The 14,139-nt window shown below is 70.9% G+C and carries 15 protein-coding genes; 6 read left to right on the top strand and 9 right to left on the bottom strand.

What is annotated here, in order from left to right:
* Window positions 1-78 precede the first annotated feature (78 nt).
* Window positions 79-597 (top strand): DUF4245 domain-containing protein, encoded by a 519-nt coding sequence (locus tag J8N05_RS00690; RefSeq protein WP_107020244.1) that lies wholly within the window; start codon window positions 79-81, stop codon window positions 595-597.
* Window positions 598-678: 81 nt separating this feature from the next.
* On the opposite strand, the gene J8N05_RS00685 is transcribed toward J8N05_RS00690, so the two are convergent.
* From J8N05_RS00685 to J8N05_RS00670, 4 genes are all read right to left on the bottom strand, one after another.
* Window positions 679-1,269: a malonic semialdehyde reductase gene (locus J8N05_RS00685; RefSeq protein WP_210880555.1), complete on the bottom strand. Its 591-nt coding sequence runs from the start codon at window positions 1,267-1,269 to the stop codon at window positions 679-681.
* 212 nt (window positions 1,270-1,481) lie between these two features.
* Window positions 1,482-1,745: an exodeoxyribonuclease VII small subunit gene (locus tag J8N05_RS00680; RefSeq protein WP_210880554.1), complete on the bottom strand. Its 264-nt coding sequence runs from the start codon at window positions 1,743-1,745 to the stop codon at window positions 1,482-1,484.
* 21 nt (window positions 1,746-1,766) lie between these two features.
* Window positions 1,767-2,975, bottom strand: coding sequence for an exodeoxyribonuclease VII large subunit (gene xseA / locus J8N05_RS00675; protein ID WP_210880553.1), 1,209 nt, complete (start codon window positions 2,973-2,975; stop codon window positions 1,767-1,769).
* A 276-nt stretch (window positions 2,976-3,251) separates the two neighbouring features.
* Window positions 3,252-4,622 carry an APC family permease gene (locus tag J8N05_RS00670; RefSeq protein ID WP_210880552.1) on the bottom strand — a complete coding sequence of 457 codons (1,371 nt, stop codon included), beginning with the start codon at window positions 4,620-4,622 and terminating at the stop codon, window positions 3,252-3,254.
* Between the two features lie 107 nt (window positions 4,623-4,729).
* Between J8N05_RS00670 and J8N05_RS00665 the strand changes: the two genes are divergently transcribed.
* Both J8N05_RS00665 and ppgK read left to right on the top strand, forming a co-directional pair.
* Entirely contained in the window at window positions 4,730-5,746 is a 1,017-nt protein-coding gene (locus J8N05_RS00665; RefSeq protein ID WP_210880551.1) for a 4-hydroxy-3-methylbut-2-enyl diphosphate reductase, read from the top strand.
* Window positions 5,747-5,775: 29 nt separating this feature from the next.
* Entirely contained in the window at window positions 5,776-6,522 is a 747-nt protein-coding gene (ppgK, locus tag J8N05_RS00660; protein WP_210880550.1) for a polyphosphate--glucose phosphotransferase, read from the top strand.
* 114 nt (window positions 6,523-6,636) lie between these two features.
* On the opposite strand, the gene J8N05_RS00655 is transcribed toward ppgK, so the two are convergent.
* Complete coding sequence (locus J8N05_RS00655; protein WP_210880549.1) at window positions 6,637-7,194, bottom strand: DUF6542 domain-containing protein; 558 nt, start codon at window positions 7,192-7,194, stop codon at window positions 6,637-6,639.
* 184 nt (window positions 7,195-7,378) lie between these two features.
* Between J8N05_RS00655 and ychF the strand changes: the two genes are divergently transcribed.
* On the top strand, window positions 7,379-8,467 hold the full coding sequence (ychF, locus tag J8N05_RS00650) for a redox-regulated ATPase YchF (RefSeq protein ID WP_210880548.1): 1,089 nt from the start codon (window positions 7,379-7,381) through the stop codon (window positions 8,465-8,467).
* Between the two features lie 39 nt (window positions 8,468-8,506).
* On the opposite strand, the gene J8N05_RS00645 is transcribed toward ychF, so the two are convergent.
* A complete protein-coding gene (locus tag J8N05_RS00645) occupies window positions 8,507-9,136 on the bottom strand; it encodes a TetR/AcrR family transcriptional regulator (RefSeq protein WP_210880547.1) in 630 nt (209 codons plus the stop codon).
* Between the two features lie 103 nt (window positions 9,137-9,239).
* On the opposite strand from J8N05_RS00645, the gene J8N05_RS00640 reads away from it, so the two are divergent.
* On the top strand, window positions 9,240-10,037 hold the full coding sequence (locus tag J8N05_RS00640) for an SDR family NAD(P)-dependent oxidoreductase (RefSeq protein WP_210880546.1): 798 nt from the start codon (window positions 9,240-9,242) through the stop codon (window positions 10,035-10,037).
* Between the two features lie 163 nt (window positions 10,038-10,200).
* A complete protein-coding gene (locus tag J8N05_RS00635; protein WP_210880545.1) occupies window positions 10,201-11,124 on the top strand; it encodes a CPBP family intramembrane glutamic endopeptidase in 924 nt (307 codons plus the stop codon).
* Between the two features lie 83 nt (window positions 11,125-11,207).
* On the opposite strand, the gene J8N05_RS00630 is transcribed toward J8N05_RS00635, so the two are convergent.
* The 3 genes from J8N05_RS00630 to J8N05_RS00620 are packed head-to-tail and all read right to left on the bottom strand — an operon-like array spanning window position 11,208 to window position 13,920.
* Entirely contained in the window at window positions 11,208-11,870 is a 663-nt protein-coding gene (locus J8N05_RS00630) for a response regulator (protein WP_210889929.1), read from the bottom strand.
* A gap of 8 nt (window positions 11,871-11,878) precedes the next feature.
* Complete coding sequence (locus J8N05_RS00625) at window positions 11,879-13,078, bottom strand: sensor histidine kinase (RefSeq protein WP_210889928.1); 1,200 nt, start codon at window positions 13,076-13,078, stop codon at window positions 11,879-11,881.
* A 5-nt stretch (window positions 13,079-13,083) separates the two neighbouring features.
* Window positions 13,084-13,920, bottom strand: coding sequence for a CPBP family intramembrane glutamic endopeptidase (locus J8N05_RS00620; RefSeq protein WP_210880544.1), 837 nt, complete (start codon window positions 13,918-13,920; stop codon window positions 13,084-13,086).
* Window positions 13,921-14,139 lie beyond the last annotated feature (219 nt).

The raw sequence follows: 14,139 nt of genomic DNA, 5'->3' as shown, positions 1-14,139 counted from the left end.
CGACTCTATCCTCAGTCCGACAAAATGAGCAGGGGGCCCCACGGATGAGCGGGGCAGTGCACCTGCGACGATGGGGGAGTGGCAGGCAGAAAAGGCAAGCAGTCGGTCCGGGACATGGTGTTGTCCCTGGGCCTGATCGGCATCGTCGCGGGCTTCATCTACGTCTTCATCCCCAAGGACGACTCGGAGCCCCCTCTCGAACGGGTCGACTACCGCGTGGAGCTCCTCACGGCTCGCCGCGCGGCCACCTATCCGGTGGCGGCGCCCGAGGGTCTGCCCACGGAGTGGAAGGCGACCTCGGTGCGGTTCCGCGGAGCCGACTTCGACGCGTGGCACCTCGGCTTCCACGACCCCGACGGGGAGTACGTGGCGATCGAGCAGTCCACTCAGAAGCCCGTCACGTTCATCGGTGACACCACGCAGGGCGCCGAGGAGACGAACGTCACCCAGCGCATCGGCGAGAAGTCCTGGAAGCGCTACAAGGGCGAGAAGTACGACGCCCTCGTGCTCCGGGAGAAGAACTCCACGACCGTCGTTACCGGCACGGCGTCGTTCGCGAAGCTGACGAAGATGGCGGAGTCGCTCAGGACGTCGTGAGCACGCACGGACATGCGAGAGGCCCCCGGCGATGCCGGGGCCTCTCGCATGTCCGTCGTCCTGTCCGGGATGCTGTCCGGCTCAGACCGTCGTGATGACCTGGTCGGCCTCAAGGCGCGGGGAGCGCGGGAACCAGGCGTTCTCGGCGGGCCGGCCGATGTTGACCACCATCAGCGGGGTGTGGTCGCCGTCGAGGAACTCCTTCTGGACGCCCGCGAAGTCGAAGCCCGTCATCGGACCGGCCGCCAGTCCGGCGGCACGGACGCCGATGATGAAGTACGCGGCCTGCAGCGCGGCGTTGAGCGCGGCGGCGCCCTCGCGGGCCGGGCGCTCGGCGAAGAAGAGGTCCTTGGCCTGCGGGAAGTGCGGGAGAAGGGCCGGCAGCTCCTCGTGGAACTCGTTGTCCGCGGAGAGGATCGCGACGAGCGGGGCGGAGGCGGTCTTCGGCTGGTTGCCCTCGGCCATGTGCTGCACCAGGCGCTCGCGGGCCTCGGCGGAGCGGACCAGGGTGATGCGCAGCGGCGACTGGTTGAAGGCGGTCGGGCCGTACTTGACCAGGTCGTAGATCGCCTGCACCTGCTCGTCGGTCACCGGCTCGTCGGTGAAGGCGTTGGCGGTACGGGCCTCGCGGAACAGCAGGTCCTGGGCGGCGGGGTCAAGAACGAGAGACATGAAGCAAAACCTTCTCGGAGCGTGCGTCGGATCCGGGGGGATCGGCTGACACGTGTCACGGTACGCCGAGTAGGTTTAAGATTCAATCAAAAGTGGACCAGGGTGATCCGCTTCACATATACATGGCCAGACCAATTATCTAGCGAAAGGAAAGGGCGACGCACTCGCGCCGCCCCGCCTGCTCGGACGTTCCCTCTGGGGCCTCCCCGGAGTCAGCCGTTACCGGCCGCCGACCCGTCCTCGCCTTCCTGCTGCTCTTCCTCCGCCAGCGCCGCGTCGAGGCGGGCGCGGGCCCCGTCCAGCCATCGCCGGCACACCTTGGCCAGCTCCTCGCCGCGCTCCCACAGGGCGAGCGACTCCTCAAGCGTCGTACCGCCCGTCTCCAGGCGTCGTACGACCTCGATGAGTTCGTCGCGCGCCTGCTCGTACCCGAGCGCCTCGTCCGTCGTGCCGGCCGTGCCGGTCCTGCTGGTCATGCGTCCACCCTAGGGTCTGCCTCAGACATCGACTCGTACCGTGAACTCGCCCTCGGCGACCCGCGCCCGCAGGCTCTCGTCCGCCGTCACCTCGTCCGGGGACCGGACGGCGTGGCCGTCGGACTTCTGCAGGACCGCGTACCCCCGCTTCAGGGTCGCGGCGGGGGAGAGGGCCACCACGCGCGCGTGGGTGTGGGTCAGCTCCGAGTCGGCCCGGTCCAGGAGATGGCCGAGCGTACGGCGGCCCCGGTCCAGGAGCGCGGCGACGTGGTCGGCGCGCTCGTCCACCATCCGGTGCGGATCCTCTATCGAGGGACGGGCCAGCGCGTGCGCGAGCCCCCGCTCCTCGCGCTCGATGAAGGACCCGACGCACCGACGGGCACGGTCCCGCAGGAACCGGACCCGCTCGTACTCCTCCCCGACGTCCGGTACGACCTTCTTCGCGGCGTCGGTCGGGGTGGAGGCGCGCAGGTCGGCCACGTGGTCCAGGAGCGGGTTGTCGGGCTCGTGGCCGATGGCCGACACGACCGGCGTACGGCATGCCGCGACCGCCCGGACGAGCTGCTCGTCCGAGAAGGGGAGCAGGTCCTCCACGCTGCCGCCGCCGCGCGCCACGATGATCACGTCGACGTCGTCGAGCGCGTCCAGGTCCTTGACCGCCTGGACGACCTGCGGCACCGCGTGCACGCCCTGCACGGCGACATTGCGCACCTCGAAGCGGACGGCCGGCCAGCGGTGGCGCGCGTTCTCCAGGACGTCCCGCTCGGCGGCGGAGGCGCGGCCGGTGACCAGCCCGACGAGCTGGGGCAGGAACGGGAGCGGCTTCTTGCGCTCGGCGGCGAACAGCCCTTCCGCGGCCAGGGACTTCTTCAACTGCTCCAGACGGGCGAGCAGTTCGCCCACGCCGACGGGTTTGATCTCGACGGCCCTCAGCGACAGCTGGCCCCGCGGCGCGTACCACTCGGGCTTCGCGTGGACGACCACGCGGGCGCCCTCGCTCACGACGTCGGCGATGGCGTCGAACACCTGCCGGTAGCAGGTCACGCCCACGGAGATGTCGTGCGACGGGTCACGCAGCGTCAGGAAGACGACGCCGGCGCCCGGGCGGCGCGACAGCTGGGTGATCTGCCCCTCGACCCACACCGCGCCCAGCCGGTCGATCCATCCCCCGATGAGCCGCGACACCTCGCCGACGGGGAGGGGGGCGTCGGCGGACGTATTGAGAGCCATGCGCCGAGCGTAGCCGCACCCACTGACACAGCCGGGGTCGTGACGGGGTGTGCCCCGGCGGGGTGGGCTGCGCGGACGGCGTTCGTCTGCGGGTCCGGTGGGGGTTGCTCGCGCAGTTCCCCGCGCCCCTCGGGGAGGGGCTTCGCCCCGTCCCACCCAGGGGCGCGGGGAACTGCGCGGCCAACCCCCACCGGCCCGCAGCCGCACACGGGGGCAAGGGGCGCAGCCCCAGGTACGGGACGGGTAGGGGCGGCGGGGGCGAGGAAAAGGCCCGGATCAGCCGGACGCGGACGCCCGCTGGGCGACCAGCACCCCAACCCCCACCACCAACCACACCGCCCCCACCACCTGCGCCGCCCCCGACGCCTCAAAGATCACCAGCACAGTGACCCCCGCCCCCACCACAGGCACCACCACATGCCGCCACCACGAAACCACCCCACCCACCCCCCGCCGCCGCACGGCGAACCACCCCACCACGCTCGCGTGCAGCAGCGTGAACGCCGTCAGCGCGCCCACGTCGACCACCGACACCAGATGGTCCATCCCGTCGTCGCGCCGCGCCGCCCACACCGCGGCCACCAGCGTGATGACGGCCGCGCAGAGCAGCGCGACCCGCGGCACCCCGGAGTCCGTCCGCGACAGCGCCCGCGGCAGCCGCCGCTCCCGGGACATCGCGAACAGCAGCCGCCCGGCCGCCGCCTGCCCGGCGAGCGCGGCGAACGCCGCCCCGATCGCCTTGCTGACGGCCACCAGGTCGTGCAGCCACGTACCGACCGAGGCGTCCACGGCGTCGTAGAAGGCCGACCCCTGCTTCACCGGATCGGCGGCGAGCCGCGCCGACGACATCGGCTCCAGGAGGGCGACCAGGTACGTCTGCGCGATGAACAGCACCCCGGCGAGCGCGAGACAGAACAGGACCGCCCTAGCGACCTTCTCCGAGCTGCCGGTGACCTCCTCCGCGAAGGAGGCGATCGCGTCGAAGCCGAGATACGACAGGACCGCGATCGACACCGCTCCGAGGACCGCGGACAGCGCGAACGCCCCCTGGGAGCCGTCTCCGGAGAACGGCGACAGCCAGCCGCGCTGCGCCCCGTCGCGCGCGAGGACGACGATCGCCGACACGAAGAAGACGAGGAGGACCACGATCTCCATCGCGAGCACCAGGAAACCGACGCGCGCGGCGACCCGTACGCCCCACAGGTTCAGCAGGGTCGTCACGACGACCGCGAGCGCCGTCCACACCCAGCGGGAGACGTCCGGGACCAGGGAGTTCATCGCGATCCCGGAGAAGAGGTACGCCACCGCCGGGATGAGGAGGTAGTCCAGCATCGCCATCCACCCGGCGATGAACCCGGCCTCCTTCCCGAGCCCCACGCGCGCGTAGGCGAACACCGACCCCGCCTGGGGGACGACCCGCACCATCTGCGCGTAGCTGAACGCGGTGAACGCCATCGCGACCGTCGCGACCACGTAGACCAGCGCGACCGCGCCGTGCGACCTCGCGTCGAGGGTCCCGTAGACACCGACCGGCGCCATGGGGGCGATGAACAGCAGCCCGTACACGACCAGGTCGCGGAAGCCGAGGCTGCGCCGCAGGCCCTGTCCGCCGTCGGCCGCGCGGGCCGGTGAATCCGTACCGGACATCCATGCCTCCCGAGAGTCGTGCCGCCTGCACCCCCCGTTCAGCTCCCCGGCCCCCGGACCAGTCTCCCCGTGGACGTGATCTCCGACCTGTCGGGCGCACCCTTACGATGGGATGCATGACTGCTTCGACTGGCCGCCGTGTCCTGCTCGCCGCCCCCCGTGGCTACTGCGCGGGTGTCGACCGTGCCGTGATCGCCGTCGAGAAAGCCCTGGAGCAGTACGGGGCCCCGATCTATGTCCGTCATGAGATCGTCCACAACAAGTACGTCGTGCAGACCCTGGAGAAGAAGGGCGCGATCTTCGTCGAGCGGACGGCGGAGGTCCCCGAGGGGTCCATCGTCATGTTCTCGGCGCACGGCGTCGCCCCCGTGGTCCACGACGAGGCCGCGGCCGGCAAGCTCGCCACCATCGACGCGACGTGCCCGCTGGTCACCAAGGTCCACAAGGAAGCCGTCCGGTTCGCGGACGACGACTACGACATCCTCCTCATCGGCCACGAGGGCCACGAGGAGGTCATCGGCACGTCCGGCGAGGCGCCCGACCACATCACGCTGGTCGACGGCCCCGGTGACGTGGCGAAGGTCGAGGTCCGCGACCCCTCCCGGGTCGTCTGGCTCTCCCAGACGACGCTGTCGGTCGACGAGACCATGGAGACGGTGGACGCCCTCAAGGAGAAGTTCCCGCAGCTCATCTCCCCGCCGAGCGACGACATCTGCTACGCCACGCAGAACCGCCAGCTCGCGGTGAAGCAGATGGGCGAGCAGGCCGATCTCGTCATCGTGGTCGGCTCGCGCAACTCGTCCAACTCCGTACGGCTCGTCGAGGTCGCCAAGCTCGCGGGCGCCAAGGAGGCGTACCTCGTGGACTTCGCCGACGAGATCGACGACAGCTGGTTCGAGGGCGTCTCCACGGTCGGCGTCACCTCCGGGGCCTCGGTGCCGGAGATCCTCGTGGAGCAGGTCCTGGAGTACCTCACCACGCACGGTTACGAGGACGTCGAGCTCGTGAAGGCGGCCGAGGAGTCCATCACGTTCTCGCTGCCCAAGGAGCTGCGCCGCGACCTGCGCGCGGAGGCGGCGGCCCTGGTGGCGCAGCGCACCGGAACCACCCCCTCGGCCGAGTGACTGTCCGTCCCACGACGTAACGTAGAGCCATGCAGATCTTCGGCGTGGACATCGGTGGTTCAGGGATCAAGGGCGCTCCCGTGGACCTGGACAAGGGCGACCTGGCGGAGGAGCGCTGCAAGGTGCTCACGCCGCATCCGGCGACACCCGACGCGGTGGCGGACGGTGTGAAGGAGGTCGTCGGCCACTTCGGCTGGACCGGCCCGGTCGGCATCACCTTCCCCGGTGTGGTCACCGGTGGTTCCACCATCCGCACCGCGGCCAACGTGGACAAGGCCTGGATCGACACCGACGCGCGCGCCCTGCTCGGCGACCGGCTGGGCGGCCTGCCGGTGACCGTCCTGAACGACGCGGACGCGGCGGGCGTCGCCGAGATGCAGTTCGGCGCGGGCAAGGGCCGCAAGGGCACGGTCTTCCTGCTCACCTTCGGTACGGGGATCGGCAGCGCCCTCTTCGTGGACGGCACCCTCGTCCCGAACACGGAGCTGGGCCATCTCGAACTGAACGGCCACGACGCCGAGAAGCACGCCTCCACGAAGGCCAAGGAGGACCACGACCTCTCCTGGGAGCACTGGGCGCACCGCGTCCAGAAGTACCTCGCCCATGTGGAGATGCTCTTCTCGCCCGAGCTGTTCATCATCGGCGGCGGCGTCAGCCGCAAGTCGCAGAAGTTCCTGCCGCTGATCGAGGGCATCAAGGCGGAGATCGTGCCGGCGCAACTGCAGAACAACGCGGGAATCGTGGGCGCGGCAATGAGAGCGGCCCAGACGGACTGAGCGCCCTGCCCCCGCCCCGTAAGGGGCGCGGGGAACTGCGCGACCAGCCCCCACCGACCCGCAGATTCGAACCCTCGGCCAGTCGGCCAGCCGGCCAACAGACAACCCGGCCGGTCAGGCCACCCGCCGCCGCTGCGCGGCCTTACGCGTCATCATCCGCGCCTTGCGCACGGTCACGATGACCCCGGCCAGCAGCGTCCCCCCGTACAGCCACCCCGCGTGCATCGCGAGGGCGGTGACGAGGCCCATCACCCGGCCGCCGAAGCCGCCCTCGCTGTCCGCGATGGGCAGGAGGCCGACGGCGAAGGCGATCGGCACGGCGACGACCGCCGTGACGAGGTCGGCCCGCCGCACCCACACCGCGGTCAGTACGCAGACCGGCAGGAACAGCACTCCGTAGACGACGAGCGACGCCCCGAACAGCAGCTGGATCAGACATGCCAGCGCGAACATCGACGCGGCGCAGAACAGTCCGCTGCCCAGCCCGGTGAGCCGGGGGTTGGGAAACCGGCGTACCGCCTGCACGAGCGGTGGGACGGACTTCGCGGTACGCGGGACACCGGCCCCGGCCTGCCGGGCCGTACGGGCACCGCCCCGCCCGGCCTGCGGGGGAAGGGGCGAGCCGCCTCGCGACGGCTGTGACTGGGGAGGACGCGTCCTGTGTTGCTCCACTGGTCCAACTTAGGTCGGGTTATGTGTGGAATGCCCCCCTAGACACGCGCTTTGGCCGACCTTGGCCAAGCGTTCGATACGTCGCCGGTGCGAGGCGCGGCACGCCGTAGACTGATGAATCGGCCTGAGCATCCCTCCGGGTCCCAGTCATCGCCCCACACCCTCACGTACGGGAAGTCGCAACGTGTCGCTCACGATCGGAATCGTCGGTCTGCCGAATGTCGGCAAGTCGACCCTTTTCAACGCCCTGACCAAGAACGACGTGCTGGCGGCCAACTACCCGTTCGCCACGATCGAGCCGAACGTGGGAGTGGTCGGTGTCCCCGACGCCCGGCTGACCAAGCTGGCGGAGATCTTCGGCTCGCAGAAGATCCTGCCCGCCACCGTGGACTTCGTCGACATCGCGGGCATCGTGCGCGGCGCGAGCGAGGGCGAGGGCCTGGGCAACAAGTTCCTCGCGAACATCCGCGAGTCCGACGCGATCTGCCAGGTCATCCGCGCCTTCGCGGACGAGAACGTCGTGCACGTGGACGGCAAGGTCTCGCCCAAGGACGACATCGAGACGATCAACACCGAGCTGATCCTCGCGGACCTGCAGACCATCGAGAAGGTCCTGCCGCGCCTCCAGCGGGAGTCGCGGATCAAGAAGGACGTCGTGGCGAAGGTGACCGCGATCGAGGCGGCGAAGGAGATCCTCGACGCCGGGCAGACGCTGTTCGCGGCGGGCATCACCCAGGGCTCCGACCAGGAAGAACTGCTCCACGACCTGCACCTGCTCACGGTCAAGCCGTTCCTGTACGTCTTCAACGTCGACGAGGACGAACTGACCGACGACGCGTTCAAGGCCGAGCAGAGCGCCCTGGTCGCCCCCGCCGAGGCGATCTTCCTCAACGCCAAGCTGGAGTCGGACCTCGCGGAGCTCGACGACGAGGAGGCCATGGAACTCCTCCAGTCGGTCGGAGTCGAGGAGCCGGGCCTCGCCAGGCTCGCGCACGTCGGCTTCAACACCCTCGGCCTGCAGACCTACCTCACGGCAGGCCCGAAGGAATCCCGCGCCTGGACCATCAAGAAGGGCGCCACCGCCCCCGAGGCCGCCGGAGTCATCCATACCGACTTCCAGAAGGGCTTCATCAAGGCGGAGGTCATCTCCTTCGAGGACCTCGTCGAGACGGGCTCGGTCGCGGAGTCCCGCGCCAAGGGCAAGGCGCGCATGGAGGGCAAGGACTACGTGATGCAGGACGGGGACGTCGTGGAGTTCCGCTTCAACGTCTAGTTCCGCCTCGAACCGCCCCCTGACCCGCGTCCGCGCGCCTCAGGGGGCGGTTCGCCGTGTCCCGGCCGAAGGCCAGCTCCCCAGGGCCATGTCCGCCACCAGTTGGAGGTCCTCGCGGGTGGCGCCGCCCGCTGCCTGGACGGCGATGCCGTTCGCGAGGGTCATGAGGTAGCGGGCGAGCAGGGCGGGATCCAGGTCCGGCGGCAGGTCGCCTTCGTCGACGGCCCGCCGGAAGCGGTCGTGGAGGAGGGTGGTGCCCTCGTTGCGCCAGGTGACCAGGGTGTCCCGGGCGGTGCGTCCCGGCTCGCCGGCGGCGAGGGCGCCCTGGACCCCGAGGCAGCCTGCGGGGCCGCCGGGCTGGGTGCTCGCCCGGACGGAGCCGGCGAGGAACGCGGTGGCCACCTGCCGTGCGGTCGGCTCCCGGGTGGCCCGGACGCCGTAGGAGGCGGGCCCCTCGGTGTACCGCTCCAGGGCCTTGCGGAACAGGTCCTCCTTGTTGCCGAAGGCCGCGTACATGCTCGTACGGGTGATGCCCATGGCGTTCGTCAGGTCGGTGAGGCTGGCGCCCTCGTAGCCCTGCTCCCAGAAGACCCGCATCGCGCGCTCAAGGGCCTCTTCGGTGTCGAAGCCTCTCGGCCGGCCGATCGGTGCCCTCTGTCGCGTCTCCATGCGGGCCATCCTACCTTTCCGTACCGGTCGGTGCGGATGTGTTACGGTCCCCCTCGACGTTAATCAGTACCGATCGGTACCGATGTTTGTGGAGGTCATTCCGATGGGACAGTTCGAAGGCATGACCGCCGTCGTCACCGGCGGCGGCACCGGGATCGGTCTGGCGACCGCGAGGCGACTCGCGGCCGACGGCGCGCACGTGTTCGTCACCGGCCGGCGCGAGGCCGATCTGGACAGGGCCGTCGAGACCATCGGGCCGGAGAGGGCCACCGCGGTGGTGGGTGACATCTCCGAACCGGCCGATCTGGACCGGCTCTACGACGCGGTCCGCGCCCGGGGCCGGGGCCTGGACGTGCTCTTCGCCAACGCCGGCACCGCGTCGTTCGCGACGCTGGAGGAGATCACCGAGGAACACTTCGACCGGATCTTCGGAGTCAACGTCCGGGGCACGGTGTTCACGGTCCAGAAGGCGCTGCCGCTGCTCAACGACGGCGCCTCGGTCATCCTCAACTCCTCGGTGCGCGCCGACGACGGGGTCGCCGCGTTCGGCACGTACGCGGCCTCCAAGGCGGCGATCCGGTCCTTCGCCCGGACCTGGGCCAACGAGCTCAAGGGCCGCGGTGTCCGGGTCAACGCGATCTCCCCGGGCACGATCGACACCCCCGGCCTCGACGCCGTGGTCGCCACGCAGGACGTGGCGGACGCGCAGGACGTGCCGGACGCGTCGGCCGCCGCGGGCCGCCCGTCCGTCACCAAGGCGCAGTTCGCCGCGAACGTCCCGCTCGGCCGCATCGGGCGGGCGGACGAGGTCGCCGACGCGGTGGCCTTCCTCGCCTCCGGGCGGAGCGGCTTCATCCTCGGAGCCAACCTCTACGTCGACGGCGGCGAGAACCAGCTCTGAGGGACGGGGGCGGGAACGGCCGCGACGCCCGTACGACCCGTTGTCCCCCACGTGAGCGACAAGCAATGCCCACCCCGGCGGGACGTTCCGGAGTACCCCCTCCTCATAGCGTTCCACTCGATGACAGGGGCGGCCGGGCCGCCGGTCGAGGAGGGAAAATCTGATGTCGCTCTGGAACACGCAGGCCGTGCGGTGGGTCAAGGACCAGTACACGCAGTCGGACTTCGAGCCCACGCGCCGGGTGTGGCCGGTCGGGGTGCGGCTCGCGGTGATGGTGGTGCTGTTCGTCCTGGTGACGGGGCTCGCCGCCGGGATGCGGAGCGTGGCGGGCGACAACCCGGTGCTGTCCCTGCTGTTCGGCGCCGTGTCCGTGCTGATCGCCCTGACGGTCTACGCGGCGGCGGTGCGGTTCCTCGAACAGCGTCCCGTGACCGAACTGGACACCACCGACGCCGGATCCGGTCTGCGCGTCGGCACCGCCGTCGGCCTCGGACTCCTCACCGCGACGCTCGCGCTGATCGCCCTGTTCGGCGGCTACGGCACGAAGGGCGGGGTGTCCGTCGGCGGCGCCCTGACCGTTCTCGGGATGATGGCCGGGGTCGCGGTCGTCGAGGAACTCCTCTTCCGCGGCATCGTCTTCCGCCTCGTCGAGGAACTCACCGGCACCCGGGGCGCGATGGTGATCTCGGGCCTGCTCTTCGGAGGTCTGCACCTGGTCAACTCCGGTGCCACCGTGTGGGGCGCGCTGGCCATCGCCATCGAGGGCGGCCTGATGCTCGGCGCCGTCTACGCGGCCACCCGCTCCCTGTGGATGCCGATCGGCATCCACTTCGGCTGGAACTTCGCCCTGAGCGGCATCTTCGGCGTCACGGTCTCCGGCAACGACGACCAGCCCACCGGCCTGCTCCACGGCGTGCTGTCGGGCCCCGAGGCGATCACCGGCGGCGGCTTCGGCCCGGAGGCCGGCATCTTCGCCATCGTCGTCTGCACCGTCCCCACGGTCGTGTTCCTGCGCCTGGCCAAGCGCCGTGGCCGCCTCTACACCCGCCGGCAGCTCCGGTCCGCGGGGACGACCGCCGCGTCCTGACCGAGGGGGCCAGGGCAACGGCCCCCGCCGAACGAAGAGCGCCCGCGGAGATCCGTGGGCGCTCTCGCCTGTGCGCGTCCGGGTCAGGTCACCAGCCCCTGGCGGTACGCGTACACCACCGCCTGCACCCGGTCGCGCAGATTGAGCTTCGCCAGGATGCGGGAGACGAAGGTCTTGACCGTCTCCGGGCTGATCACGAGGGTCGCGGCGATCTCGCTGTTGGAGAGGCCGTTCGCGATGAGGCGCAGGACCTCCAACTCGCGCGGTGTCAGCGGGATGTCCTGCGGAGCGGTGCTGTCGGCGGGGCGGATGCGGGCGGCGTAACGGCCCACCAGCCTGCGCGTCACCTCGGGGTCCAGCAGGGCCGCGCCCGCGCCCACGGTCCTGATGCCGTGCAGGAGTTGGGCGGGGGGAGCGTCCTTGAGCAGGAAACCGCTCGCCCCCGCGCGCAGCGCTTCGTACACGTACTCGTCCAGATTGAACGTGGTCACCACGAGCACCTTGACGGGATGCGGCACCCCCGCGCCGGCCAGCAGGCGGGTGGCCTCGATGCCGTCGAGCACCGGCATCCGTACGTCCATCACCACGACGTCCGGCCGCACTTGGGCGGCGAGGTCGACCGCGGCCCGTCCGTCCCCGCACTCGCCCGCCACCTCCAGATCGGGCTGGGCGTCGATGATCGTCACCAGACCGGTGCGGATCAGCACCTGGTCGTCGCAGACCAGGACCCGGATCGGGGAGGCCACGGGTGCGCTCACGAAGGGCTCCCGGCGGGTATCCGCGCCCGTACGACGAAGCCGCCGGCCGTCCGCGGGCCCGCGCTGAAGTCGCCGCCCAGGATGTCGACCCGCTCGCGGAGACCGGCGAGGCCCCGCCCGCTCCCGCCCGGTGAACCGGCCCCCGAGCCGGAACCGTCCGTACTGACCTCCACGCTGATCTCCCTTTCGGCGTGCCGCACCTGAACCGAGGTGCGGCTGCCGTGAGCGTATTTCAGGGCGTTGGTCAGGGACTCCTGCACCACCCGGTAGGCCACGAGTTCGGCGCTGCCCGCCGGCTCCGCCGGGGAGCCCTCCTCGGTGAACTCCACCGGCTGCCCGGCCAGCCGCGTCTGCTCCACGAGCGTGAGCAGCCCGCCGCCGGACGGCGTCCGCGGCTGGTCGGTGCCGTGTCCCGTGCCGTGGTCGGGGTTGAGCAGGTCGAGCAGGTGCCGCAGATCGGCGATGGCCCGCCGACCGGTGTCGGTGACGGCGGTCAGCGACTGGTCGAGGCGGTCGGGCGAGGCGGTGAGATAGCGCGCCGCCTCGGCCTGCACGACCATCGCCGTCACATGATGGGTCACGACGTCGTGCAACTCCCGGGCGATACGGGTGCGTTCGGCGGTCCGGGTGTCCTCGGCGATCCGGAGCCGGTGCTCGGCGTCCGCGACCCGCGTGGACCTGAGCCATGCCCCCAGGCCCCACGCCAGCACCATCGCCAGATAGAACGTCACGAGTTCGCTCGGCGGCTCACCCGGATCGAGCCGGTTGAACGCGACCGCCAGCGGCACGTACGCCAAGGAGAAGACGATCGCGGCCGTACGCCGATGCCGTACCAGGTGGGCCCCCACGCTCAGCAGCGCGATCGGCAGCGCGGTGCTCGCGAACGAGTGGTAGCCGCGGAGCTGGTCGACGGCGAACCCCACCGACACCAGGGCGAGACAGACGGCCGGCCAGCGGCGGCGCACCGCGAGCGGGAGGCTCTGGAGGGCGATCAGCAGGAGGGCCAGGGCGTCCAGGGGGCGGTCCGGCAGGCCGCCGATCTGCGTCCCGTGGGCGTCCGGGAGGAACGAGACGGCGACGAGCAGCAGCGCGAGCGGAAGGTCCCGGAGGGTGACGTCCGATCGGCGCCACCACTGCGGGGCCCGCCGCCTGACCAGGGCGGGCCACCGGTCACGGGCCCGCCGAAGACTGACCATCCCGATCATCGGGGGAGTGTAGCGGTGGCGCCGGCACGCTGGGCACGCGAGCGGCGCGGCAGCACCCGGCCGCGCCGGTGGGCCAGCCACATGAACGTGATCGTCGCCAGCACGCAGAACAGCACCGAGTACACGCTTCCCTCCGGGCCGAAGTCGCCGCCGGTGAGCAGCGACGGGCCCGACATCGAGGAGTCCAGCAGCCCCGGAGGAGTGTCGTTGCCGGACACTTCGGTACTGAAGACGCCGGACGCGGCGTAGTTCCAGCCGAAGTGCAGGCCGATGGGCAGCCACAGCGAGCGGGTGGCGACATACGCGGCGGTGAGCATGCCGCCCGCCTCGACGGCGATGGCGGCGGCGCCCCACAGGCTGGCGTTCGGGTTGAGCAGGTGCGACAGACCGAACAGCGCGCCGGTCAGCACCAGCGCGATCCAGGTGCCGATGCGCTCCTCGGCGATACGGAACAGGACGCCACGGAACATCAGTTCCTCCGTCGTCGCGGCGGCGGCCATGAAGCCGAGCAGGCCCATCGCGCCCGACCGCGAGTCGATCCCGTCGACGTCGTAGTACCCGGAGGTGAAGAGGTTGACGATGACGGCGCTGAACAGCGCGGCGCCGATCAGGGTTCCGCGGCCCAGCGCGGAGGGGGCCTCCTCCAGGGCCAGTTCGGTGACCGGCCGCCGCTCGGTCCGCCCCACCACCCACCGGTAGACGAACACCGCGAGCACGGCCGTCGGTACGCCGACGAGCAACTGGAGCCACGGTTCGCCCTCCGTCGCCATGATTCCCTGACCACCGACGAAAGCGACCGCGGCGACCGCCACGAGCTGCCAGACGAACCTCATGAGCACTCCTGCACCAGAGCCGCGACCGAGTGCCGCGGGCTGTGCAGAAAGCTATGGATCCGGCGGCCGGGAATCGTCACCGCCCGGTGGACACCTGCGCGTAGCTCGGACGGGGGACAGCCCCGGGACGGCGGGCGTACGCGCCTTTTCCCGCCCCGCGACGGGAACCGGCCCGAGCCCTTCGCGCGTTGAACGGAACACAGGGGCCGAAAAGGGACC

Source organism: Streptomyces liliiviolaceus (assembly GCF_018070025.1).
Taxonomy (GTDB): domain Bacteria; phylum Actinomycetota; class Actinomycetes; order Streptomycetales; family Streptomycetaceae; genus Streptomyces; species Streptomyces liliiviolaceus.
The sequence above is the reverse complement of the archived record's forward strand: the minus strand, read 5'-3'. Positions and strand labels throughout refer to the sequence as shown.

Excerpts from the sequence above, each read along its gene's own strand:
- J8N05_RS00685 (WP_210880555.1), bottom strand. The coding sequence starts at position 1,269 with ATGTCTCTCGTTCTTGACCCCGCCGCCCAGGACCTGCTGTTCCGCGAG.
- J8N05_RS00680 (WP_210880554.1), bottom strand. The coding sequence starts at position 1,745 with ATGACCAGCAGGACCGGCACGGCCGGCACGACGGACGAGGCGCTCGGG.
- xseA (WP_210880553.1), bottom strand. The coding sequence starts at position 2,975 with ATGGCTCTCAATACGTCCGCCGACGCCCCCCTCCCCGTCGGCGAGGTG.
- J8N05_RS00670 (WP_210880552.1), bottom strand. The coding sequence starts at position 4,622 with ATGTCCGGTACGGATTCACCGGCCCGCGCGGCCGACGGCGGACAGGGC.
- J8N05_RS00665 (WP_210880551.1), top strand. The coding sequence starts at position 4,730 with ATGGGATGCATGACTGCTTCGACTGGCCGCCGTGTCCTGCTCGCCGCC.
- ppgK (WP_210880550.1), top strand. The coding sequence starts at position 5,776 with ATGCAGATCTTCGGCGTGGACATCGGTGGTTCAGGGATCAAGGGCGCT.
- J8N05_RS00645 (WP_210880547.1), bottom strand. The coding sequence starts at position 9,136 with ATGGAGACGCGACAGAGGGCACCGATCGGCCGGCCGAGAGGCTTCGAC.
- J8N05_RS00640 (WP_210880546.1), top strand. The coding sequence starts at position 9,240 with ATGGGACAGTTCGAAGGCATGACCGCCGTCGTCACCGGCGGCGGCACC.
- J8N05_RS00635 (WP_210880545.1), top strand. The coding sequence starts at position 10,201 with ATGTCGCTCTGGAACACGCAGGCCGTGCGGTGGGTCAAGGACCAGTAC.
- J8N05_RS00625 (WP_210889928.1), bottom strand. The coding sequence starts at position 13,078 with ATGGTCAGTCTTCGGCGGGCCCGTGACCGGTGGCCCGCCCTGGTCAGG.
- J8N05_RS00620 (WP_210880544.1), bottom strand. The coding sequence starts at position 13,920 with ATGAGGTTCGTCTGGCAGCTCGTGGCGGTCGCCGCGGTCGCTTTCGTC.